21 protein-coding genes and 1 tRNA gene are annotated in these 20,170 nt (G+C 60.7%); 14 read left to right on the top strand and 8 right to left on the bottom strand.

Annotated elements, in window-relative coordinates:
• Window positions 1-217: 217 nt before the first annotated feature.
• Both ACQZ2L_RS05920 and ACQZ2L_RS05915 read left to right on the top strand, forming a co-directional pair.
• Entirely contained in the window at window positions 218-1,636 is a 1,419-nt protein-coding gene (locus ACQZ2L_RS05920) for an ATPase domain-containing protein (RefSeq protein ID WP_430325201.1), read from the top strand.
• 44 nt (window positions 1,637-1,680) lie between these two features.
• Entirely contained in the window at window positions 1,681-2,043 is a 363-nt protein-coding gene (locus ACQZ2L_RS05915) for a response regulator (RefSeq protein WP_430325200.1), read from the top strand.
• A 201-nt stretch (window positions 2,044-2,244) separates the two neighbouring features.
• Here ACQZ2L_RS05915 and ACQZ2L_RS05910 read toward each other — a convergent pair.
• Both ACQZ2L_RS05910 and sohB read right to left on the bottom strand, forming a co-directional pair.
• Window positions 2,245-2,318: transfer RNA gene (locus ACQZ2L_RS05910), tRNA-Cys, on the bottom strand.
• A gap of 153 nt (window positions 2,319-2,471) precedes the next feature.
• Window positions 2,472-3,491, bottom strand: coding sequence for a protease SohB (gene sohB, locus ACQZ2L_RS05905; protein ID WP_430325199.1), 1,020 nt, complete (start codon window positions 3,489-3,491; stop codon window positions 2,472-2,474).
• 197 nt (window positions 3,492-3,688) lie between these two features.
• Between sohB and ACQZ2L_RS05900 the strand changes: the two genes are divergently transcribed.
• The 4 genes from ACQZ2L_RS05900 (at window position 3,689) to ACQZ2L_RS05885 (ending at window position 6,847) form a co-directional block, all read left to right on the top strand.
• Window positions 3,689-4,399, top strand: a complete 711-nt coding sequence (locus tag ACQZ2L_RS05900) for a histidine phosphatase family protein (protein ID WP_430325198.1) — start codon at window positions 3,689-3,691, stop codon at window positions 4,397-4,399.
• A gap of 54 nt (window positions 4,400-4,453) precedes the next feature.
• On the top strand, window positions 4,454-4,771 hold the full coding sequence (locus ACQZ2L_RS05895) for an SCP2 sterol-binding domain-containing protein (RefSeq protein ID WP_101320731.1): 318 nt from the start codon (window positions 4,454-4,456) through the stop codon (window positions 4,769-4,771).
• 217 nt (window positions 4,772-4,988) lie between these two features.
• Window positions 4,989-6,056: a phosphotransferase family protein gene (locus tag ACQZ2L_RS05890; RefSeq protein WP_430325197.1), complete on the top strand. Its 1,068-nt coding sequence runs from the start codon at window positions 4,989-4,991 to the stop codon at window positions 6,054-6,056.
• 23 nt (window positions 6,057-6,079) lie between these two features.
• A complete protein-coding gene (locus ACQZ2L_RS05885) occupies window positions 6,080-6,847 on the top strand; it encodes an SDR family oxidoreductase (protein WP_430325196.1) in 768 nt (255 codons plus the stop codon).
• 9 nt (window positions 6,848-6,856) lie between these two features.
• Here ACQZ2L_RS05885 and ACQZ2L_RS05880 read toward each other — a convergent pair whose 3' ends face one another.
• Window positions 6,857-7,207: a hypothetical protein gene (locus ACQZ2L_RS05880; RefSeq protein ID WP_430325195.1), complete on the bottom strand. Its 351-nt coding sequence runs from the start codon at window positions 7,205-7,207 to the stop codon at window positions 6,857-6,859.
• A 117-nt stretch (window positions 7,208-7,324) separates the two neighbouring features.
• Here ACQZ2L_RS05880 and ACQZ2L_RS05875 point away from each other — a divergent pair, with 117 nt between their 5' ends.
• Entirely contained in the window at window positions 7,325-7,627 is a 303-nt protein-coding gene (locus ACQZ2L_RS05875; protein ID WP_430325194.1) for an RcnB family protein, read from the top strand.
• Window position 7,628: 1 nt separating this feature from the next.
• Here the strand turns inward: ACQZ2L_RS05875 and ACQZ2L_RS05870 are convergent, their stop codons facing one another.
• Window positions 7,629-8,789 (bottom strand): GGDEF domain-containing protein, encoded by a 1,161-nt coding sequence (locus ACQZ2L_RS05870; RefSeq protein ID WP_430325193.1) that lies wholly within the window; start codon window positions 8,787-8,789, stop codon window positions 7,629-7,631.
• A 244-nt stretch (window positions 8,790-9,033) separates the two neighbouring features.
• Here ACQZ2L_RS05870 and ACQZ2L_RS05865 point away from each other — a divergent pair, with 244 nt between their 5' ends.
• The 3 genes from ACQZ2L_RS05865 (at window position 9,034) to ACQZ2L_RS05855 (ending at window position 12,979) form a co-directional block, all read left to right on the top strand.
• The gene (locus ACQZ2L_RS05865) at window positions 9,034-9,429 is read left to right on the top strand and encodes a bacteriocin (protein ID WP_430325192.1); all 396 of its coding nucleotides are present in this window, start codon (window positions 9,034-9,036) and stop codon (window positions 9,427-9,429) included.
• Between the two features lie 203 nt (window positions 9,430-9,632).
• Window positions 9,633-11,462, top strand: coding sequence for an SLC13 family permease (locus ACQZ2L_RS05860; RefSeq protein ID WP_430325191.1), 1,830 nt, complete (start codon window positions 9,633-9,635; stop codon window positions 11,460-11,462).
• 104 nt (window positions 11,463-11,566) lie between these two features.
• Window positions 11,567-12,979, top strand: coding sequence for a diguanylate cyclase (locus ACQZ2L_RS05855; RefSeq protein WP_430325190.1), 1,413 nt, complete (start codon window positions 11,567-11,569; stop codon window positions 12,977-12,979).
• A gap of 546 nt (window positions 12,980-13,525) precedes the next feature.
• Here ACQZ2L_RS05855 and ACQZ2L_RS05850 read toward each other — a convergent pair.
• Both ACQZ2L_RS05850 and ACQZ2L_RS05845 read right to left on the bottom strand, forming a co-directional pair.
• Window positions 13,526-13,879 (bottom strand): SH3 domain-containing protein, encoded by a 354-nt coding sequence (locus tag ACQZ2L_RS05850; protein WP_430325189.1) that lies wholly within the window; start codon window positions 13,877-13,879, stop codon window positions 13,526-13,528.
• Between the two features lie 64 nt (window positions 13,880-13,943).
• Window positions 13,944-14,435 (bottom strand): GNAT family N-acetyltransferase, encoded by a 492-nt coding sequence (locus tag ACQZ2L_RS05845; RefSeq protein ID WP_430325188.1) that lies wholly within the window; start codon window positions 14,433-14,435, stop codon window positions 13,944-13,946.
• 128 nt (window positions 14,436-14,563) lie between these two features.
• Here ACQZ2L_RS05845 and ACQZ2L_RS05840 point away from each other — a divergent pair, with 128 nt between their 5' ends.
• Together ACQZ2L_RS05840 and ACQZ2L_RS05835 are read left to right on the top strand one after the other, a co-directional pair.
• Window positions 14,564-15,511 carry a LysR substrate-binding domain-containing protein gene (locus ACQZ2L_RS05840; RefSeq protein ID WP_430325187.1) on the top strand — a complete coding sequence of 316 codons (948 nt, stop codon included), beginning with the start codon at window positions 14,564-14,566 and terminating at the stop codon, window positions 15,509-15,511.
• Between the two features lie 246 nt (window positions 15,512-15,757).
• Complete coding sequence (locus tag ACQZ2L_RS05835; RefSeq protein WP_430325186.1) at window positions 15,758-15,961, top strand: hypothetical protein; 204 nt, start codon at window positions 15,758-15,760, stop codon at window positions 15,959-15,961.
• A gap of 11 nt (window positions 15,962-15,972) precedes the next feature.
• Here ACQZ2L_RS05835 and ACQZ2L_RS05830 read toward each other — a convergent pair whose 3' ends face one another.
• The gene (locus ACQZ2L_RS05830; RefSeq protein WP_430325185.1) at window positions 15,973-16,314 is read right to left on the bottom strand and encodes a hypothetical protein; all 342 of its coding nucleotides are present in this window, start codon (window positions 16,312-16,314) and stop codon (window positions 15,973-15,975) included.
• Window positions 16,315-16,690: 376 nt separating this feature from the next.
• Here ACQZ2L_RS05830 and ACQZ2L_RS05825 point away from each other — a divergent pair, with 376 nt between their 5' ends.
• Window positions 16,691-17,932: a DUF1835 domain-containing protein gene (locus ACQZ2L_RS05825; RefSeq protein WP_430325184.1), complete on the top strand. Its 1,242-nt coding sequence runs from the start codon at window positions 16,691-16,693 to the stop codon at window positions 17,930-17,932.
• A gap of 192 nt (window positions 17,933-18,124) precedes the next feature.
• A complete protein-coding gene (locus tag ACQZ2L_RS05820) occupies window positions 18,125-18,460 on the top strand; it encodes a hypothetical protein (protein WP_314871742.1) in 336 nt (111 codons plus the stop codon).
• Here ACQZ2L_RS05820 and ACQZ2L_RS05815 read toward each other — a convergent pair.
• Complete coding sequence (locus ACQZ2L_RS05815) at window positions 18,450-20,054, bottom strand: ATP-binding response regulator (RefSeq protein WP_430325465.1); 1,605 nt, start codon at window positions 20,052-20,054, stop codon at window positions 18,450-18,452. The genes ACQZ2L_RS05820 and ACQZ2L_RS05815 overlap by 11 nt on opposite strands.
• Between the last annotated feature and the right edge of the window lie 116 nt (window positions 20,055-20,170).

The raw sequence follows: 20,170 nt of genomic DNA, 5'->3' as shown, positions 1-20,170 counted from the left end.
CCCCAGCTTCCGAAGGGTACCTGCTGGGTTTCGCTGGATCCGATACAAAACCCAGGCAAAGTCCAAAAGGAAGCAGTGATGAGCCAGGTGGCTTGCCATGATCTGCCGAGTCCTTCACCAAGTCTGCATCAGGCGGCAATAGCCCCTGAACCAAATTGGAGTTAGCATCACCCCCTTAGTCGGCTTAACAGCCTGTTTTTCAGATCAGGGTCGCATCGTGGAAAAGCTCAAACGCCTCCAAAGTGGAATAGAAGGACTGGACGCTCTGCTCAAGGGCGGGCTGGTCGCAGGCGCCTCGTACATTATCCAAGGGCGCCCAGGTTCGGGTAAAACGATCCTGGCCAACCAACTTGGATTCCATCATGCGAACAATGGCGGCCGCGTTCTGGTTGCCACGCTGTTGGCCGAGTCACATGACCGTCTTTTTCAGTTTCTTTCCACACTGAGCTTTTTCGACTCCACCAAGATTGGTGAAGAGATTCAGTTTGTCAGTGCGTTCGACACGCTTGAAAACGAAGGCCTGGACGAGGTAGTCAAGCTGCTGCGTCGCGAGATCAGCCGTCGCAAAGCCACCGTGCTGGTCGTCGACGGCCTGCTCAATGCGCGCTCCAAAGCCGACTCACACATCGACACCAAAAAATTCATTTCAGAGCTGCAGGGCCACGCCGCATTTGCTGGCTGCACGGTGCTGTTTCTCACCAGCTCACGGCTGGACGACGGCAGCCCTGAGCACACCATGGTCGATGGCGTCATTGAAATAGGCGAAGAGCTGTTCGGCACCCGCTCGGTACGGCGCATTCAACTGCGCAAAACCCGCGGCAGTGCCGCGCTGGCAGGTCTTCATGAGTGCGAGATTACCGACGACGGGCTCGTGGTTTATCCTCGCCTGGAAAGTCTGTACAGCCATCCGTCCGCACCCGACAGCGCCGATATGACGCGCATTGGCAGCGGGATTGACTCGCTCGACACGATATTGGGGGGCGGGCTTTACAGCTCCAGCGTATCGTTGGTCATGGGCCCTTCCGGCATCGGTAAAACGACACTGGGTCTGAAGTTTCTGGCCGAGTCAACGGTGGACAGCCCAGGGCTGCATTTTGGCTTCTACGAAAGCCCGCAACGGCTGCGGCTCAAGGGCGACTCACTGGGCATCGACATCAAAGGCATGGAAGACAGCGGCGCCCTGACCATTGCCTGGCAGCCCACGACTGAAGGCCTATTGGACGGACTTGGCGCACGTTTACTGAGTCTCGTCGAAGAAAAGGGCATCAAGCGCGTGTTCGTCGACAGCCTGAGCGGCATGACCCGGGTTGCAACCAATCCGGCAAGGATTACTGACTTCCTCAGTGCGCTGATGAATGAACTGCGCTCCAGAGGCGTCACGGTACTGGCATCGTGGGAAATGCGTGACCTGCTGGGCTCCGAGGTCAGCGCGCCAAACTCCGACCTGTCGAGCATCGTCGACAACCTGATGCTGATGCGCTTCGCCGAGAATGACTTTGAACTAAAGAGAACGCTTTCCGTTCTTAAAGTTCGAGACAGCGCTTATGACCCCTCGCGATTCGAGGTCGTCATCCATGCCCAGGATGTTTTACTCAAAAAGGCTTCAAGACATGAACCACCAGTCCCAACTGCGTGATTTTCTGGTTCTATCTCTTAGGTTTTTGAGTGGATTGACATAAAGTGACTACCATCTTGGTCGTCGACGACGAATATTTAATTGCTGACATTCTCAGCTTCGCGCTGGAGGATGAGGGGTTTACCGTGGTAACGGCCAGCAATGGTCGAAAAGGACTTGATGCTCTGGACAGGGTCAAGCCAGCCTTGATCATCACCGACTTCATGATGCCTGCCATGGACGGCCTGGAGTTTGCCAAAGCCGTGCGAGCCCTGCCATCGATGAATCAGGTGCCTATTATCCTGATCAGTGGCGCCCAGGCGCATATTGGTGTGCAGAGGCCGGATTTATTTGATGCGGTATTACCGAAGCCATTCAACATCGACTCGATCATCGCCGAGGTCAAAAAACTGCTGAGCGCGGCGTAGCCTCTAGCCACACGGTTGACGCTGAGGTCGGAGGCTGTTGCCAAGTCACTCCGCACCTGCTCGGCTACCCAGGTACCTCATCGGTCATTTCTGCCCCTCGGCAATTACCACCAAAGCATCGGGCTTCAGCTGCTTCACTCCAAACGTTTCCGACCCACAAAGAAAAACCCCGCAGACGTTAATCTGCGGGGCTTTCAAATATGGAGGCCGAGGTCGGAATCGAACCGGCGTAGACGGATTTGCAATCCGGAGCATAACCACTTTGCTACTCGGCCTCAAAGGTTGGATCTAGCGGCTTGCGCCCTGCTATCTCCTTGAAACTTCAGCGCTTTTTCAAGCTTGCTGCGCTTCAATGGACGCCATTATGTCTGCATTCGCTTGGCCTTGCAACCCCCATGTCAGAAAAAATCTTCAAGGGGTTCAAGGTGTTAGCGTAAGCGGCCGAGCTTGCTCCACAGCCCCACCAAGGTGTTCTCAACCGCGCCGCTGGCAGCCACACCAATACGCTCCTGCAGGCTTTTGCGTTCTGCGAATCGCAAGTGGTACAGGTTGGCTTCACGGGCGCGGTCGCTGAGGTATTCGTCACTGGTGCGCAGCTCATCGACCAGCTGCATGTTCAGCGCCGCAACACCCAGCCAGACCTCACCGGTGGCCACTTCGTCCATATGCAACTGCGGCCGGTAACGACCAACAAAATCCTTGAACAGCTGATGGGTGACGTCGAGGTCTTCCTGGAACTTCTCGCGGCCCTTCTCGGTGTTCTCGCCGAACACGGTCAGCGTGCGCTTGTACTCACCAGCGGTCAGTACTTCAAAATCGATGTCGTGCTTTTTCAGCAAGCGATTGACGTTCGGCAACTGAGCGACGACGCCGATCGAGCCAAGGATGGCAAACGGCGCACTGACGATCTTGTCGCCGATGCAGGCCATCATGTAACCGCCGCTGGCAGCAACCTTGTCGATGCAGACGGTGAGCGGGATCCCAGCCTGACGAATGCGTGCCAGTTGCGACGAGGCCAGGCCATAGCTATGCACCAGGCCGCCGCCGCTCTCGAGTCGCAGAACCACTTCATCACGCGGGGTTGCAAGAGTCAGCAGCGCGGTAATTTCGTTACGCAGACTTTCGGTAGCAGAGGCTTTGATGTCGCCATCGAAATCAAGCACGAAGACCCGCGCCTTGTCCTCGCCCTTGGCTTTCTTTTGCTGCTTGTCGGCCTTGGCCTGCTGCTTGCGCAGCGCCTTGAGCTGAGCCTTGTCGAACAGGCCCGCCTCAAGCCGCTCACGCAGCGCCTTGTAGAAGTCATTGAGACGGGTGACCTGCAACTGCCCGCCGGGCTTGCCGCGGCCTTTGCCGCGCAGGCCGGCAATAGCCGAAAGCACCACCAGTAAAGCAATCACCAGGGTGGCGGTTTTGGCGAGAAAGCTTGCGTATTCTGCAAGAAACTCCACGTTGACTCCTTGATAAATCAGCACCTGCACGGTGCGAAACTGCTGCCAGCATACCGGGGCGTACGGGGCACTGCCAGCAGGCGAAAACGCTGGCAACATCTTTCAAACAAGCTTTTCAAACGCTTGTATGTTTTTTCGTTGACAGCCACTCTGGCGCATCCTAACCTCCCAGCAACTTCACTCGGCCGGATATCGATGTGGGCAACCTCTACCTGATCCGACATGGCCAAGCCTCGTTTGGTGCCGCCGACTACGACGTACTGTCGCCAATCGGCGTGCGTCAGAGCCAGGCCCTGGGCAGCCATCTGGCCAACCTCGGCTTGCGCCTGGAGCGCTGCATCGCCGGCGACCTGCGCCGGCAACAGGACACCGCCCTGCTCGCGCTCGAAGCCATGAGCACCCTGGGCTGTGCGGTGCCGGCGCTGGAGACCGATGCTGGATTTAATGAATTCGACGCCGATGGGGTAATTCGCACACTGTTGCCGGCGCTGCTGCCAGATGAGCCGCAGGCGCTGCATGTGCTCAGCAACGCTGCGCAAAACCGCAGCGAGTTTCAGCGCCTGTTTGCCTTGATGGTCCAGCGCTGGCACGACGGCCAGCATCCGGCCGATGGGCTGGAGAGCTGGGAGGCTTTTACCGGCCGCCTGCGCAGTGCCCTGCAGCGGGTGTTGGACGCCGCCGACAGCGGCGACAATGTGGCTGTGTTCACCTCGGGCGGCAGCATCGCCGCCCTGCTCCACCTGATTACCGGCATTACCCCCAGCCAGGCGTTTGCGCTGAACTGGCAGATTATCAACACGTCGTTCAGCCAGCTGAAGTTTCGCGGCAATGACGTGGCATTGGCTTCCTTCAACTGCCAGGCCCATGTGCAGCTGTTGAAGGCGCCGGAGCTCATCACCTATAGGTGAGCCCGGCCTGTTGTGTCCCTGCGGACGCGAATTTCACTTAACAAGGAATACACCATGAGCGATGTAGCTAAAGCCGTCGAAGCGATGAAAGCCAAGTTCAATCCCGCTGCTGCTGAAGGCCTGGACCTGGTGTTCGGCTTCAACATCACCGACGAAGACAAGCAATACGCGCTGGTCGTCAAAGACGGCACCTGCGACATCCAGGAAGGTGAAAACCCAGACGCCAACTGCACCCTGGTGCTGGACAGCGAAACCCTCAAAGGCATCGTCAGCGGCGAAACCGATGGCATGCAAGCGTTCATGGGCGGCAAGCTGCGCGTTGAAGGCGACATGATGCTGTCGATGAAACTCAGCGAGCTGTTCCCTGCCTGAGTGGCAAACACGACTGCATGAAAGAAACCGAAGCCGGCACCGGCTTCGGTTTTTTTTTGCCTGATCCGGTGCTCAGCGCACAGTGCAGGTAACGCGCATCAAGGCTACTGATCAAGCGCCAACACGCCTGCCTATATGGCGACTGGTACGCTTGTTCCGTTTCTGCAGGCCGATTAGATTAGCCAATAATCCTCGACACCGAGAATAAGGAACACGCATGACGTTGACTGACCAGTCCACCCAGGTACGCCCCGGCGAAGAACTCGATGCCAGCGTCATCGATCCCTATCTCAAAGCTCATTTGCCTGGCCTTGAAGGCATGCCGCTGATCAGTCAGTTTCCGGGGGGCGCTTCCAACCTGACCTATCTGGTCAGCTACCCGCAGCGTGAGTTCGTGTTGCGGCGCCCGCCCTTTGGTGCCAAGGCCAAGTCAGCGCACGACATGGCCCGTGAGTTTCGTATCCTCAATCAGCTCAACAGTGGTTTTCCGTATTGCCCCAAGGCGTACCTGCACTGCACCGACGAAAACCTGATAGGCGGCGAGTTTTACCTGATGGACCGGGTCGAAGGGGTCATCCTGCGCTCGGACATCCCGCCGGGGCTGGGCCTCGATGCCCAACGCACCGAAGCCCTGTGCAAAAGCTTCATCGACCGTTTGGTGGAATTGCATCAAGTGGACTACCGCGCCTGCGGCCTGGATGACCTGGGTAAACCCGAGGGTTACGTGCAGCGCCAGATCGAGGGCTGGATCAGCCGCTATGAGAAGGCCGCCACCCCAGATGCGCCACGCTGGCAGCAGGTCATCGACTGGCTGCGGGCCAAGATGCCTGCCGACCACCCGCGCTCAGCCATCGTGCACAACGACTACCGCTTCGACAACGTCATCCTCGACGCAGCCAACCCGATGCGGATCATCGGCGTTCTGGACTGGGAGATGACCACCCTCGGCGACCCGTTGATGGATCTGGGCAACAGCCTGGCTTACTGGATCGAGGCCGACGACCCCGCCCCAATGCAACTGATGCGGCGCCAGCCAAGCAACGCGCCGGGCATGCTCAGCCGAGCGCAGTTCGTGGCCTACTACGCCGAGCGCGCCGGCATCCGCATTGACAACTTCGACTTCTATTATTGCTATGGACTGTTCCGCCTCGCAGGGATCGTCCAGCAAATCTATTACCGCTTCCACCACGGCCAGACGCAGGACAAACGCTTCGCGCAGTTCATTCACATGAACCGTCTGCTTGAGCAGATGGCGCTGCAAGTGATCGGCAAGTCCGCACTTTGACCACACACAACAAGGGATACAGCATGGCCAAGACGCAACTGTTCGACCTCGACGGCAAGATCGCCTTCGTCTCCGGCGCCAGCCGCGGCATCGGTGAAGCCATCGCCCACTTGCTGGCGGAGCAAGGCGCGCATGTGATTGTCTCCAGCCGCAAGCTCGACGGCTGTCAGCAGGTCGCCGACGCAATCATCGCAGCCGGCGGCAAAGCAACTGCAGTGGCCTGCCATATCGGTGAACTGGACCAGATCCAACAGGTGTTTGCCGGCATTCGCGAGCAGTTCGGCAGGCTCGACATCCTGGTCAACAACGCGGCCACCAACCCGCAGTTCTGCAACGTGCTGGACACCGACCCGGGCGCCTTTCAGAAGACCGTCGACGTCAACATCCGCGGTTACTTCTTCATGTCGGTAGAGGCCGGCAAGCTGATGCGCGAGCACGGCGGTGGCAGCATCATCAACGTCGCCTCGATCAACGGCGTGTCCCCCGGATTGTTCCAGGGCATCTACTCGGTGACCAAGGCCGCGGTGATCAACATGACCAAGGTGTTCGCCAAGGAGTGCGCGCAGTTCGGCATCCGCTGCAACGCCTTGCTGCCAGGCCTGACCGATACCAAGTTCGCCTCGGCGCTGGTCAAGAATGACGCCATCCTCAATGTGGCCCTGCAGCAGATCCCGCTCAAGCGTGTGGCGGCGCCCAGCGAGATGGCCGGCGCAGTGCTGTACCTGGCCAGTGACGCTTCGAGCTACACCACCGGCACCCTGCTCAATGTCGACGGTGGTTTTCTGTCCTGAGCCGGTCGATTAAAGGCAGGTCGCCGCAGCAGCCCGGCGGCGCAGTGCAGTGGTGTCGGCTTTTTGCGCGTAATAGTCGACGCGCGTGCCACCGTCTTGCGGGTAGATGTCGGCAAACGACTCTGCCTCACGGGTATATACCGTCAAGCCGCCACTCTTGCGCGGCTGCAGGTAACCACTGGCATCGACCCCAAAGGCTGCCTCATCCTGCCAACTGAACTGGATGCATTGAGCAACCAGTTCCGCAGCCTTTTGCGACTTCAGCTGCGCAGTCGGCGCAGTGCCGCGCGCGGCATCCATGGTCGACGAGGCACACCCCAGCAGCATCAAAGCTGCGGCCATCGGCACAATTGCACGCATGTTTCATCCTCGAGGGCAAAAAAGAACGCGACTCTAGCATTTGCGTGCCTGCACAAGTGAATTCTCGACACTCAGCTGTTGTCGCATTAACACACCTATTGCATTTGGAGACTGTGCATGAAAATGCGCCCACTGCTGTCCGCCCTGCTGCTCACTGCCACTCTGCCTTGCCTGCCATTGGCTGCCACCGCAGCCGAAAGCAATGTCGAGAGCGTCAAGGCGCCGGAAACCCACGACCGCGAACTGAAGGTCGGCGACAAGGCCCCGGATCAATACAAGCGCGATGATGCCGCCGTGGTTGACTGGAAAGCCAACGGTCTGCCAGCGCCGGAAAAAGAAAGCCATTGGGTGAAAATGGGCAATCGCTTCGTGCTGGTGCAGATCACCAACGGCGTCGTACTGGCCATTCACTCCAAGTGATCTAACAGGGGCCAGACACTGCTGCCATGTGCACGGTATTACGCCCATCCGCCTTGGCTTGATACAGCGCCGCATCCGCTCGCCCGAGCAGCGCTGCAGCACTTTCATCAGGCCCGGGCACTGCGCACCACAAGCCAACGCTGAAGCGCAGTTCGATGGTGTCGTCATCGAACTGCGCCGGGTTTTGTGCGATAGCCTGACGCAAACTCTGCAGCGCCGCCATCGCGCCCTCGCGGTCCGTATGTGGCAACAGCAGCAGGAACTCCTCCCCGCCATAACGCCCCAGGCTGTCAGCCGCCCGCAGGCGTCGTTGTAGCTGGCGAACGCAGTGGCAAAGCACCTCATCCCCAGCCAGGTGGCCATACAGATCGTTGATCCGTTTGAAATGGTCGATATCGATCATCGCCACCGCCAGGTGACTGCCCTCATCACGGGCGCGCTCCAGCTCCTGGTCGAAACGCTGGAGGATGGCCCGCCGGTTGTAAGTGCCGGTCAGCACATCGTGCAGCGCCATGTGCTGCAAGCGCGACTCGCTGCGCTCTTTGGCCATCAGCACCAGGCCGAGCGAATACATCATCACTGTTACCGTGCCGATCGCCACCGACACGGTCTGCTTGAGGTTGCTGATGTCGTAGCGCATCTCGGCTGCCTCCCCAGCCAGCACCGCGATAACCCGCATGCCCAGGCCCACCAGGCTTATAGAAGCGCCGATCACCAACAGCAGATGCGCCCGACCGGGACGTTCGGCATGACGCCGCGCCCAATGCAGCAACAGCCCGCATTGAGCCATGAGCACTACGGTGGCCAGCAGCATGCGCGGCTCGAGCGTCTCCAGCAGAAGCATCAGCCCGCCTAACATGCACAACGGAATGATGAAAATAACCCGCCACGGGACTTTCAGTTCACGCACCCGAAACAAGCTTGCCGTGTAGAACGCCAACGCCAGTGACAGCAGGCTGTTGCCCAAGGCATAGCTGACCCACAGCGGAACCTGGGCATACAGCGTGTAGCAGACGTATGCGAGGGCGTGCGCGAGCAGGCCGCAGCCAGTCAGCAGCAGGTTGTCACGGCGGTTGTATTGACCCACCAGCAACAGACAGAACGCCATGATGGTGGCGACCAGCGCGACGGCGGCGAACAGCGTAGGGGTATGGGCGATCATGTTGGTTAACCAGGCAGCGGGTGGCCGTCTCACTGCGGCCTGCCAACCAGTCTAGGGCGCCCCGGGCAAACCGGCCATGACCGAACGGGACAGATCAGCAGCCATCAAGCCCGAGCATTCCATCGAGTGACAAAAAATTCATTGTCGAAGAAACCAAATCGATCGAACCCGGTCCTAGTGAGTACCCCGTAATCCCTTACGGATCAATGACCTGACTTAGCCACTTGTTTCGAGGTTCACCATTATGCGTCTGACTCTGCCTTCTCTCGCCTTGGGTCTGTTGCTGAGCCAAAGCGCTTTTGCCGGTGACGGCACTGCAGCCATCGGCGGCGGCCTCGGCGGCGTGCTGGGTAATGTGGTCGGTCAACAGATGGGCGGCCGCACCGGCGCGGCTATCGGCGCAGGCCTGGGCGGCGCTGCCGGCAGCGCCGTCGGTGCGCGCAAAGGCAATCGCACCGAGGCTGCGCTGGGTGGCGGCCTGGGTTCGGCAGGTGGTTCGCTGGTCGGCGGCGCCCTCGGCGGCTCGACCGGCTCGACCGTCGGCGCTGGCCTGGGCGGTGCAGCAGGTGGCGCCGTGGGTAACCACCTGGGCGACAACGGCGGCAGCAAGAAGAAGCACAAGCGCCGCCATCGCCACTGATCACAATGTGAGTGAAGCCAGGGCTGCAACCCAGCCCTGGCAGTCGAAAGCCGCCCCACCCTGACAAAGCCTGGCCTGACCCCGCCCTGCGCCAGCACAGCGCGTCAAAAACCTGCATTACATCAACACCCCCATCACGCCAAACTGCCACACTGACTGCTACTGTCTTGTGTGCCCCCTGCGTGAAGGATCACTTCCTCGTCATGAACCCTGAGCTACTCACGGTGCTCGGCCTGCTGGCCGTGGTTATCCTGTTATTCATCCTCAACCGCCCGCGCATGGACGTGGTTGCGTTGCTGGTCATCGTCTTTCTGCCGTTGTCCGGCATCCTCACTGTAGAGCAAGCCCTGGCCGGCTTCAGCGACCCTAACGTGGTGCTTATCGCGGCGCTGTTCGTCATCGGCGAAGGCCTGGTGCGCACCGGCATTGCCTACCGCATCGGAGAATGGATGAGCGCCCGTGCAGGCAACAGCGAAGCGCGTTTGCTGGTCTTGCTGATGGTTTCAGTAGCCGGACTGGGTTCGGTGATGAGCTCGACTGGCGTTGTCGCGATCTTTATTCCGGTGGTGCTGAGCATTGCCGCACGCCTGGGCCTGGCACCCAGCCGACTGATGATGCCGTTGAGCTTTGCCGGTTTGATCAGCGGCATGCTCAGCCTGGTTGCCACGCCGCCCAACGTGGTTGTGCACAGCGAGCTGGTGCGTCATGGCGAGCAGGGCTTCGGCTTTTTCAGTTTTACCCCGTTCGGTCTGGTAGTGCTGGTGCTGGGCATCGGCTACATGCTGCTGACCCGACGCTGGCTCAACGGCGAAGTACGCAAGGATGGCCGCACCGAAAGTCGGCGCACCCTGCTCGATCTGGTGCTCGACTACAAGCTCAATGGCCGCGAACGGCGCTTGCGCATTCGCCCTGACTCACCGCTGGTGGGGCATACCCTGGGTGAACTGGAATTACGCACCCGTCACGGCGCCAACGTGATCGGTATCGAGCGCCAGCACAAGTTCACCACCCGGGTGATCAGCGCCGACTCCAACAGCGTTTTGCAACAGGGCGATGTGCTGCTGCTCGATCTGTTCGCCAACCGCGATGATCTGCGCAGCCTGTGCCAATCGATGCGCCTTGAGCCGCTGCACTTCAAGGCCGCCTACTTCATCGATCAGTCGCAGGAACTGGGCATGGCCGAAGTGTCGCTGCCACCCGGCTCGCAACTGATCGGTAAAAGTATTCTCGAGCTGACCTTCCGCAGCCGCTACGACCTCAACGTAGTCGGTCTGCGCCGCGAACAGGCCGCCATCGACGAGCAACTGGTGGAAGAAAAACTGCGCCAAGGCGATACCTTGCTGGTGGTTGGTCCCTGGAAAGCCGTGCGCCAGCTGCAAAGCCAACCCAAGGATTTTCTGGTGCTGAGCCTGCCTGCCGAGATAGATCAGGTGGCGCCGGCACGTACCCGCGCGCCATACGCCTTGATCAGCCTGGCGGTGATGGTTGGTTTGATGGTCAGCGGGTTGGTCCCCAACGTTATCGCCGCGCTGATCGGCTGCCTGCTGATGGGCGCCGGGCGCTGCATCGACATGAACAGCGCCTACCGAGCGATCCACTGGCAGAGCCTGGTGCTGATCGTCGGCATGTTGCCGTTTGCCTTGGCCCTGCAGCAAACCGGCGGCATCGACCTGGCGGTCGGCGGCCTGGTCAGCCTGCTCGGCAATGCCGGGCCCAGCGCCATCCTTGCCTGCCTGTTTGCCGTGACTGCGCTCATCGGCCTGTTCATCTCCAACACCGCCACTGCCGTGCTCATGGCGCCGGTGGCGATCAGCACCGCCCATCAACTGGGCATGTCGCCATACCCGTTCGCCATGACTGTTGCACTGGCAGCCTCGGCGGCGTTCATGACGCCGGTGTCTTCGCCGGTCAACACCTTGGTCCTGGGGCCTGGCCAATACCGCTTTGCCGACTTCGTCAAAGTCGGTGTGCCGTTCACCCTGCTGGTGATGCTGGTTACTGTGGTGATGGTGCCGTGGTTCTTTGGGCTCTAGTGAGGCAATTTGACAGCAGGCGGGCTGGCGAAACACACTGACACTAATGTCCCAGGTGCCTGCAGTCGTTGTCCTGGATCCGTCTATGCCAGCCGGTAGAACCCATGGTGTTTCCAGCACGCTCGCAGCTCTTGCCTTACGTTGTCCTGTTCAGCCTGACCCTGGCCCTTACCCTGGGCGGCATTCTCGCCCGCCCGATCGAGTCGTTATCGCTGTTCTGGCCGGTCAACGCAGTGCTGGCAGGCGTCCTGCTGCGCTACCCCCGCCAGGCTACTGCGCTTGGCTTCACCCTGGTGTGGCTGGCGATGGTGGCTGCCGACCTGGCCTGCGGGAGTAATTGGCAACCGGCGCTGTGGTTCAACCTGTGCAATCTGAGCGTGATCGTCACGGTTTGGCTGCTGCTGGTGCGCTTGCCACGCCAGCACCGACGCATGCGCAGCCCTCAGGGCGTGCTTTGCGTGTTTGCCGCGTGCGCCGCTGGTGCCATGGTGGCGGCAAGCATGGCCTGCCTGATGTCGGCACCGTGGTTTCAGGAATCGATGCGCGCGACCTGGCTGGCCTGGTTCAGCGAACAGTTTTCCACCTGCATATTGATCGTGCCGGCCCTGCTTACCGCGCCCTCGCGGGGCGTGTTGGTACATGGCGGCGGCAAGCCGATTCGCCTGGCACCGCTACTCGTGCTGGTGGGTTCATTGGCATTGAGTATCGTGTTTGGCGGCCCTGGCGCGATTGCGTTCCCGATCGCCGCCTTGCTCTGGTGTGCCTGGACTTACTCACCCTTCCTTGTGTCGCTACTGGCGCTGATGGCGGGCAGCAGCTTGATCGTCGCCGTGGCGCAAAACCTCATGCACTTCAGCGTGCCGCAAAGCGTGCCGGGGGTGACCACACTGATGTCGGCACGGCTGGGCATCGCCATGCTGGTACTAGGCCCTCTGGTAGTGGCCTGCGTGAGCAATGCCAACCGGAGCCTGCTGGCGCGGCTTGAGCATCAGGCAACCATCGATCATCTGACCGGGGCCCTCACCCGCAGCGCCTTCACGCGTTTGGCCAATGCCCTGCTCGACAGCCGCCAGCAGCTTGATCAGGCCATGCCGCTGACCTTGATGATGCTCGATATCGATCACTTCAAGAGCATCAATGACCGCCATGGCCACGGTGTCGGCGACCAGGTGCTGCGCACCTTCGCCCATGCCCTGCAAGAGCAGCTGCGCGATGGCGAGCTGTTTGCCCGGTTGGGTGGCGAGGAGTTTGTCGTGATCTTGCCCGGGCTTGCGCCCGAGCATGCCCAGTTCACTGCCGAACGCCTGCGCCGTGCAGTGCAGGACCTACACCTGACCCACGCCGACCCGCGCCTGCAGATGACCGTCAGCATCGGTTTGGCAGGTTGTGCCGAGCGCGGCCCATCGCCTGCGCTGGACGCACTGCTGGTATGCGCCGACAAGGCGCTGTATCGCGCCAAGGCACATGGCCGCAATCGCGTCGAGCTCGCCGAACAGGCCCTACAGCAGACCGTCTGAATCCAGGCCGATAATCGCTGCTCAAATTCTGCTCAATCTAACGCAGGCCACTAACCACCTAACCTGCAGCGATTTATCCACAGACCTACCCACGTTTTCTGTGGACAGTTTTCCCAAGGCAAAGAACGACTTATCGCACATACGACAACGCCGAGTCGGCTTGTAGGCCACTCGGCTATGGGTTGATACACAGGGGGCTGAGCGCGGCAGCTCTGGCCCGCCTGGTGAAGCGGCGGGCCGGCAGCGGGGTATCGCCGGTCAAGGCGGCGGAATGGTACCCAAAAGGCCGATACAGATTGTCAGCAGCAGAAAACCACCGAGGAACAGCGCAAGCTTGCCCATTGGAACCTCTACAGTGTGAACACGAATTGGCGTAGCTGGCCTAGGGCGGACCATCGCGGCACAAGTAGCTTGGCATGCAACGGTCAGTCGACTGGGCTTGTGAGGTATTTTCCGCCTTCGGCTGATACGGTTACAGATGCAGGTTCGCGGAAAAAAAGCAGATCAGATGAGGCGGCAGCTGGCCGCGGGCACCCTTTCAATGCGTCACTCCAGCAGTTGCAGCTTCTCGAGAGGCAACCAGCCCAACTCACCATTGCCAACACGGCGGCACCACAGCCAGCCGTTCATGGGCTGCAGGGCAAGCACCTGCTGCCCCGGATCAACATCCAGCTCATGCGCGAAGTAATGCTCCAGCGCCCTGCCCTGGGCTACGCCAACCCGCTCGATAAGCTGCGCAGGGATCCAGCCAGGCTCCTGCCCGGTGCAGGTGCACAGGTACCAGTCCAGCCAGCTCTCGCTACCCTCGTAACGCTGGCCGATCTCGAGCAGATCGCCTTTGGCGACGCGGATCGGCCGCGGGTATCCGGATCGATGCGCTTGGATAACGATGTACTTCACTTGCCTCTCCCTGGCTGAGTGCACGTAGGGCCGACGTTGGCGTACCCCACATCATGAAACCGACTTACAAATCCATGACCATCTCGTGCCAGCTCATGCCACCGTGGTCGGAGGGTGATGGCTGTACATAGCGATAGCCGAACTTTTCGTACAGAGCGACGTGGTGTTGCTTGCACATCAGATGGATAGTCGCCTTGCCCCGTGCGCGCATCTGCTCGACGAAGTGCGCCATCAGCAGCCCGGCAAAGCCGCGCCCCTGCAACGCCGGGTCGACCACCACCGACATGATCACCACATTGGCAGCACGCGGATCATGCCCGACCAGCTCCTTGAAGGCCTCATCGGACATCACCACCTGCTCGGCGCAACCGCTGTTGATGAAACCAGCAATCTCGCCATCCAGTTCCAGAATCAGAAAGCCCTCTGGATACTGCTCGATGCGCGTGGCTATTTTCTCCAGCGTGGCCGCCTCATCGCCCTCGTAGGCGCTGGTTTCGATCTGGTAGCAGCGCTCCACATCCTGCAAGGTGGCCTGACGCAAGGTCGGCGTGCTCATCAAACTGTCCCCCAATTTCGTTAAAGCCCGCCATGCTAGCGCAACTGCCGGCGAACTTGTTGCTCGCAGGCCACCTTGACGCCAGAATCAGCCGATCAGCCAACCCCGCGCCGCAGGAAGCCGCACCCATGAGCACCGCCAAGCGACGCACCGCGCCCAGCGTGATCAATCATCTGCTTGCCTTTGAGGCCGCTGCCCGGCTGGGCAGCTTTCGCGCTGCCGGCGAGGCGCTGAGCGTCACCCAGGGCGCAGTCGCCCAGCAAGTGCGCACGCTGGAAGAGAAGCTCGGCATGGCCCTGTTCGAACGCCTGCCACGCGGCCTGTGCACGACGCCCCAGGGCCGCGAGTACCTGCAACGGGTGCAACAGGCGTTGCACATCATCGAAGACGCCACCAGCGAGCTGCTCGCTCAAAGCGCCCCGGGCGAGCCCGACCAGGTAGTGCTCAGCACCACGCCAGCCTTTGCCAGCCGCTGGTTGATCCCGCGACTGGGCCGACTGGCGGCCGCACATCCGCAGATCGCGCTGATGATCGATGCCTCTGACAGCACCCGGCCGCTGACCGGCAAAGGCGCGGTGGACATGGCCGTGCGCTGGGGCACGGCCCCTTTCGCGGGCTGTCACGCCCGTCACCTGCTGGCGGGCCAGGCCCTGCCCGTGTGCGCGCCGTCACTGCGTAACGCCGGTGACTGGCAGGTACCGGCTGATCTGGCCAGTGCGCCGCTGGTTTCCGACAGCCACAACAACTGGAAACGCTGGTTCGATCACTACGGCCAGCCAGGCACCCGGTTTACCGGCCCGGCGTTCTCGCAAACCATCCTGGCGATCGAGGCTGCCGAGCAAGACATGGGCATCGCCTTGGTGCCAGCGCTGCTGGTAGCCAACGCCCTCCAGGCTGGTACGCTGGTACTGGCCTTGGCGGGCCATGAGCTACCCACTCAAGCAGGCTTCTACATACTCACTGGCCAACATGCGGCCACTGGTTCGGCAGCCGCGTTAGTCACCCAATGGCTTGAGCAGGAGGCCGCCGAGCAGGGTCAATTGCAACATGTCGTTTCACGGGAGCCGTGCAGCTAGTCGGATACAGGTGCAGTAAGAAATTATTTCAGAATGCAGACAAAAACGTTGGAAACACTGCACCGCTTGGCCTGCAAGCGCATTGAACACAAACGTTTCGAAATATCGGCACACAGTCATCGTAGGACGGCTCTGATCGGCTTGTAGGATTAGGCCTACAGCCGTGCAATTACTGTACGAAAACGCAGTTCCGGCTCCCAGAATGAGCTGATACGGTCGGCTCATTCCTACAACGGCAGGGACGCCATGAGCCAGAGAATCGAGATGGAAAATTACGACCAGTCAGCCCTAGCACTGCAAAAAAACCTCCTCACCCTTTGTCAGCAACGCGATCGTCAGCGCGCAGTCGGTAACGACACCGAAGCCGACCATCTGGACAAGCTGATTACCGGCATCGAGCAGACGTTCGCCCAGTTGCAGGACACGTTCAAGCCGACGACCCTGCAGTGACCTGAGCAGCCTCAGGCGTCGAACTTCTGCCGCACGACCCAGCTCAATGCCCAGCCGGCGAATGCGTAGAACGCGTCCAGGTAAACCAGGCCTTTGTAATTGGGCAACAGCCCGCCCTGCGCCAGCAGTTCAGGCATGTCCGGCGTCGGCGGGCTCAGCAGGTAGTAGGCGTTGGGCAACAATGCCAATGCCAGCAGGATCAGATACGTCACGCCTTTGAACAGTGACTCCCGCTCGGGCGATTGCGCGGCCAGGCGCATGCCGAAAAAGCCGACCACGCCCGCTACTGGCAAGACCCACAGATGGGACGGCATGCTGAAGAAGATCTCTGCAGCCAGACTGCGTGATTCCACGGTTGAAGCTCCTTGTCAAAATGGGCAGGACTTGTACGGCGGCTGCATGACCGCCAAAGGGCCGGGATTGTTACAAGCGCGCAGACCAATTGCAAAGTCCGCGCTTACTGAACGCGACCACACGTTTCCGGTGATGTGATCAAGCTGAAGACTGCTCAGTAATAGCGTGTTGCTTGATAAAGCCCGGTTCGCCGGGCTTTTTTATGTGTGCCAACACGCGATCAGGCTTTACCTCTATAACGCCAGGCCGTTAAAGTCGACGCCTGGGCGTGTGCTGCGCCTGCGGTCCGCGCGAAGGGGTTTCCCAGGCATGCGTTGTACATTGCCCATTCCAGCTCCCGGCTTGTCGGCGGACCGAGCCCTGTAAGGAGTTGGCATGCCCGCCATTAATGCTTCCCGCCATCATGGTCTTGTTGACCTGCCCTCGCTGCGCAAACGCGCCAAGCAGTTACTCAAAGCACTCAAGAACAACCAGGCCGAGCAGGCCCGCATACAGTTGCGCACGATCGGTCTGCCGGGCCCTGACTACAAGCTTGCCGACACGCAGTGGCTGGTAGCGCGGGAAGCAGGTTTTCCCAGTTGGCCAAAGCTGATCGCACATGCCGACAGGGTCGCCTTCGCCGCCCGTCATCCGGACTTTGCTGCGAGCAACGAGGCCACCGTTCAGCACTGGCGCTGCGGCAACGATATCGAGCACAGCCTGCACGTCGCGGGTTTCTCGGGCGCGTTTCATATGTTCGATGATCCGATGGTCATGGGCCCTGTACCGGCTCTGCCTGACGATGACTACTGGCAAGTGCGTGCAGCGTTCATAGAGCAGACATTCGGATTATCAGCACGTGATGCCCAGCAGCGCCAAGCCGCACAACGCCAGGCCCTCGCGCAACTTGGCCCGGATAGTGAGCTGGTGCTGTGGTGCGAGGGCGACGCCTATGACCAGTTGTTTCTGGTTCGAGTCCTGGCAAGTTTGCCCGCAGTGCCGCGCAGGCTGGAACTGATCGAGATCAATCGCGTGCCGGGCGTTGAGCGTTTCATTGGACTGGGCCAACTGGCGCCGGATGTGCTCGCATGGCTCTGGCCACAACGGCGAGCACTGGCTGCAGATGCCTTGGCGCTGGCACGGGAGGCATGGGCGGCCTACACCTCAGCCGACCCTGGCAACTGGGCGCGGATGGCAGGCCAGGTGCATCCGGCATTGCCGCTGCTCGGGCCCGCGCTGGCCAGGCAACTCCAGGAACTCCCGGGTGCCTCGGACGGCTTGAGTCTGACCCAGCGTCTGACCCTGCGGATACTGGCAGATCACGGCGAGTTGCCTGCCGGAAAAGTGTTCGCTTACCTGAGCAAGGACTATGAACCTCTGCCGTTTCTGGGGGATTTGATGTTCGCTACGCTGCTGCGTCCGCTCATCGATGCGCCGCAGCCACTGGTGCAGGAACAGCCGGGCGGTGAGTGGCAGCAACGTCTGGTTCGAATCACCGACCTGGGTGAGCGCGTATTACGAGGCACCGTGAATTGGCTCGACTGCGCGCCAGCAGCGCGTTGGGTTGGCGGCGTGCAGATCGTTGCCGAGCAAAAACCATGGGTCGTCAGTGATCACGGGGACGTCTGGCGTCGTTGATTCAGCGGGATAAACCCGCTCCTTTTACCGCAGCCTTAAAGTGCCACTAGCACACTTGTGCTAATCGACCCCGCACCCACCTGGCGCTATATTCGCCAGCAACCCCAATGCTCCCCGCCAGCACGGCGAATTCGCCGTGCAAGGGATCGTTGCGCGTTAAAAAAACCAAAACATTCCCAAGGAAGAAGCGCCATGAAACTGCACGCTCCAGTCACCCGCCTCGCCCTGCTCGGCGCCCTGATGATCGGCGTTGCCGGTTGCAGCCATATGAAACCCACCGAAGACCATCTCAAAACGCTCTCGGAAACCAACCTGGGTGAGCCGGTCAAGCGCGTTTCCAATGTACGTAGTGACTCCATGACCACCTACTACATCGCCAGCACTGCCTCCGGTGACTACAACTGCTCCGTACCCAGCGGTGCCAGCGGCGGAATGTTTGCCGTGGCCAGCTTCGGCATGATGAAACCTGCCGCCTACTGCCAACCCAAGGGCGCCCGCGGTAATGGCTTGACCCCGTTCAACCAGTAAGCGGCCCCTGACTGAGCTCACGCAGAGCGCCCCGTAGTTCAGCGGGGCGCACTGGCTTGGACAAAATGGCGATCTGCCGATCTTGCAGGGCTGCCTGGATCCGCTCCACATCATGCCCCGTCAGAATCAGCGCTGGCACCGCCACGCCGCGCTGCGCGCGCAGGTGATCGATGCATTCGATACCGGTGGCGTGGTTGCCCAGGTCATAGTCGGCGACGATGATGTCGCAATTGCTGACCAGATCATGCCCACTCGATTCCGCCTGCACCTTGCAGCCCCAGCGCTCCAGCAATGCCTGGGTGGCGAGCAGCACGTTGTGGTCATCTTCCACCAGGCAAACTTTCAAACCGGTCAACAGCCCCGCCTGACGTGGATCGTCGCGCACTACGTGTTGCTCAGGGGCGGTCGCCAGCGGCAAGCCGCTGAGGCTGACCGAAGTACCACGACCCAGCCGCGAGCGCAGCGTCACGTCCATGCCCATCAACAGCCCCAGGCGCTTGACGATAGACAAGCCCAGGCCGACCCCTTCAACGTCTTTGTCGCGCAGCTGGCGAACGCGGTAGAACTCCTCGAACACCCGAGACAGATGCTCCTCGGCAATCCCCTGCCCCTGGTCGTGGATCTCCACCACCAGCCCGCCGCCGCGCCGGCGCACGCCGACCAGTACCGGCCGCTGGCGGCCGTACTTGAAGCAGTTGGAGAGCACGTTCTGCACCATGGTCGCCAACAGTGCCGGGTCGACCCGCACCCAGTGTTTGCATGGCCGCAGGCGCAATTCGACCCCGGCCCAACGGGCGGCTTCGGCATTCTGGCGGAGCAACTCGGCGAGCAACTCGCCCAGGTGAACTTCCTGGTACTTGGGCAGCAAGCGGCCGTTGTCCAAGGTGTAAAGATCGAGAATGGAACGGAACAATTGCGAGACGTTAAGCAGCGACCGGTCGATGTTGTCCACCAGCCGCCGCTCCTCATCGCCCAGGCGTGCCTGACGCAGGCAGGCGGTGAACAGGCCGATGGAGTGAATCGGTTGGCGCAGATCATGGCTGGCCTGGGCCAGGAAGCGCGACTTTTCCAGGTTGGCGGCGATGGCCTCTTCGGATGCCTTGCGCGTGCGTTCCAGCAGCAGGTGGGCGTAGACCGGGATCACCGTACTGGTGATCATCAGCATCAGCATCATGAACGGCTGCGCCTGCCACAACGGATTCAGCCCGTACACCACCAGCAGCGCCAGCAAGCCAAGGACTGTGGCAATCGCCAGATAGCGCGAACCATAGCGCATGCCGTTGCCCAGGTTGACCCAGACCATCACCGCATACAGCGGCAACGCCGCCTCGCCGCCGATCACCAGGCCGAACGAGGTGCCGGTGTAGTCGTGAATCATCCCGAAAACCCGCCGCGCCGGGTAATGCCCGGGCCAGCGGACGATGACCTGACGAAGCACGATCGAGGCCAGCAGGAACACCACGATGTAGAGCATCACCGGCACGTAGTGCGCTACCGACTGCCCTGGCAAGAAGCCCAGCACACCGATATACACCATGGCGCAAAGGGCTACCACAATACGCAGGTTGGCTTGATCCAGTTCAGCGTCTTTCATGAACTTCACGGGCAACGTCCTTGTACGGTCATCGTCTTGCTGGCACGCCGGGCAGGCAGGCCCTGAGCAGAGTGTTAAAGTACCACGCAAGCGCAAGACCTGACCCCAGGGAGGGG

Source organism: Pseudomonas shirazensis (genome assembly GCF_050496565.1).
Lineage (GTDB): Bacteria > Pseudomonadota > Gammaproteobacteria > Pseudomonadales > Pseudomonadaceae > Aquipseudomonas > Aquipseudomonas shirazensis_A.
The sequence above is the reverse complement of the archived record's forward strand: the minus strand, read 5'-3'. Positions and strand labels throughout refer to the sequence as shown.

What these genes read in the sequence shown, in the direction of transcription:
- ACQZ2L_RS05890 (WP_430325197.1), top strand. Translation starts at nt 4,989, where the DNA reads ATGACGTTGACTGACCAGTCCACCCAGGTACGCCCCGGCGAAGAACTC.
- ACQZ2L_RS05825 (WP_430325184.1), top strand. Translation starts at nt 16,691, where the DNA reads ATGCCCGCCATTAATGCTTCCCGCCATCATGGTCTTGTTGACCTGCCC.
- ACQZ2L_RS05870 (WP_430325193.1), bottom strand. Translation starts at nt 8,789, where the DNA reads ATGATCGCCCATACCCCTACGCTGTTCGCCGCCGTCGCGCTGGTCGCC.
- ACQZ2L_RS05880 (WP_430325195.1), bottom strand. Translation starts at nt 7,207, where the DNA reads ATGCGTGCAATTGTGCCGATGGCCGCAGCTTTGATGCTGCTGGGGTGT.
- ACQZ2L_RS05875 (WP_430325194.1), top strand. Translation starts at nt 7,325, where the DNA reads ATGAAAATGCGCCCACTGCTGTCCGCCCTGCTGCTCACTGCCACTCTG.
- ACQZ2L_RS05845 (WP_430325188.1), bottom strand. Translation starts at nt 14,435, where the DNA reads ATGAGCACGCCGACCTTGCGTCAGGCCACCTTGCAGGATGTGGAGCGC.
- ACQZ2L_RS05855 (WP_430325190.1), top strand. Translation starts at nt 11,567, where the DNA reads ATGGTGTTTCCAGCACGCTCGCAGCTCTTGCCTTACGTTGTCCTGTTC.
- ACQZ2L_RS05865 (WP_430325192.1), top strand. Translation starts at nt 9,034, where the DNA reads ATGCGTCTGACTCTGCCTTCTCTCGCCTTGGGTCTGTTGCTGAGCCAA.
- ACQZ2L_RS05835 (WP_430325186.1), top strand. Translation starts at nt 15,758, where the DNA reads ATGAGCCAGAGAATCGAGATGGAAAATTACGACCAGTCAGCCCTAGCA.
- ACQZ2L_RS05815 (WP_430325465.1), bottom strand. Translation starts at nt 20,054, where the DNA reads ATGAAAGACGCTGAACTGGATCAAGCCAACCTGCGTATTGTGGTAGCC.
- ACQZ2L_RS05820 (WP_314871742.1), top strand. Translation starts at nt 18,125, where the DNA reads ATGAAACTGCACGCTCCAGTCACCCGCCTCGCCCTGCTCGGCGCCCTG.
- ACQZ2L_RS05860 (WP_430325191.1), top strand. Translation starts at nt 9,633, where the DNA reads ATGAACCCTGAGCTACTCACGGTGCTCGGCCTGCTGGCCGTGGTTATC.
- ACQZ2L_RS05885 (WP_430325196.1), top strand. Translation starts at nt 6,080, where the DNA reads ATGGCCAAGACGCAACTGTTCGACCTCGACGGCAAGATCGCCTTCGTC.
- ACQZ2L_RS05840 (WP_430325187.1), top strand. Translation starts at nt 14,564, where the DNA reads ATGAGCACCGCCAAGCGACGCACCGCGCCCAGCGTGATCAATCATCTG.
- ACQZ2L_RS05895 (WP_101320731.1), top strand. Translation starts at nt 4,454, where the DNA reads ATGAGCGATGTAGCTAAAGCCGTCGAAGCGATGAAAGCCAAGTTCAAT.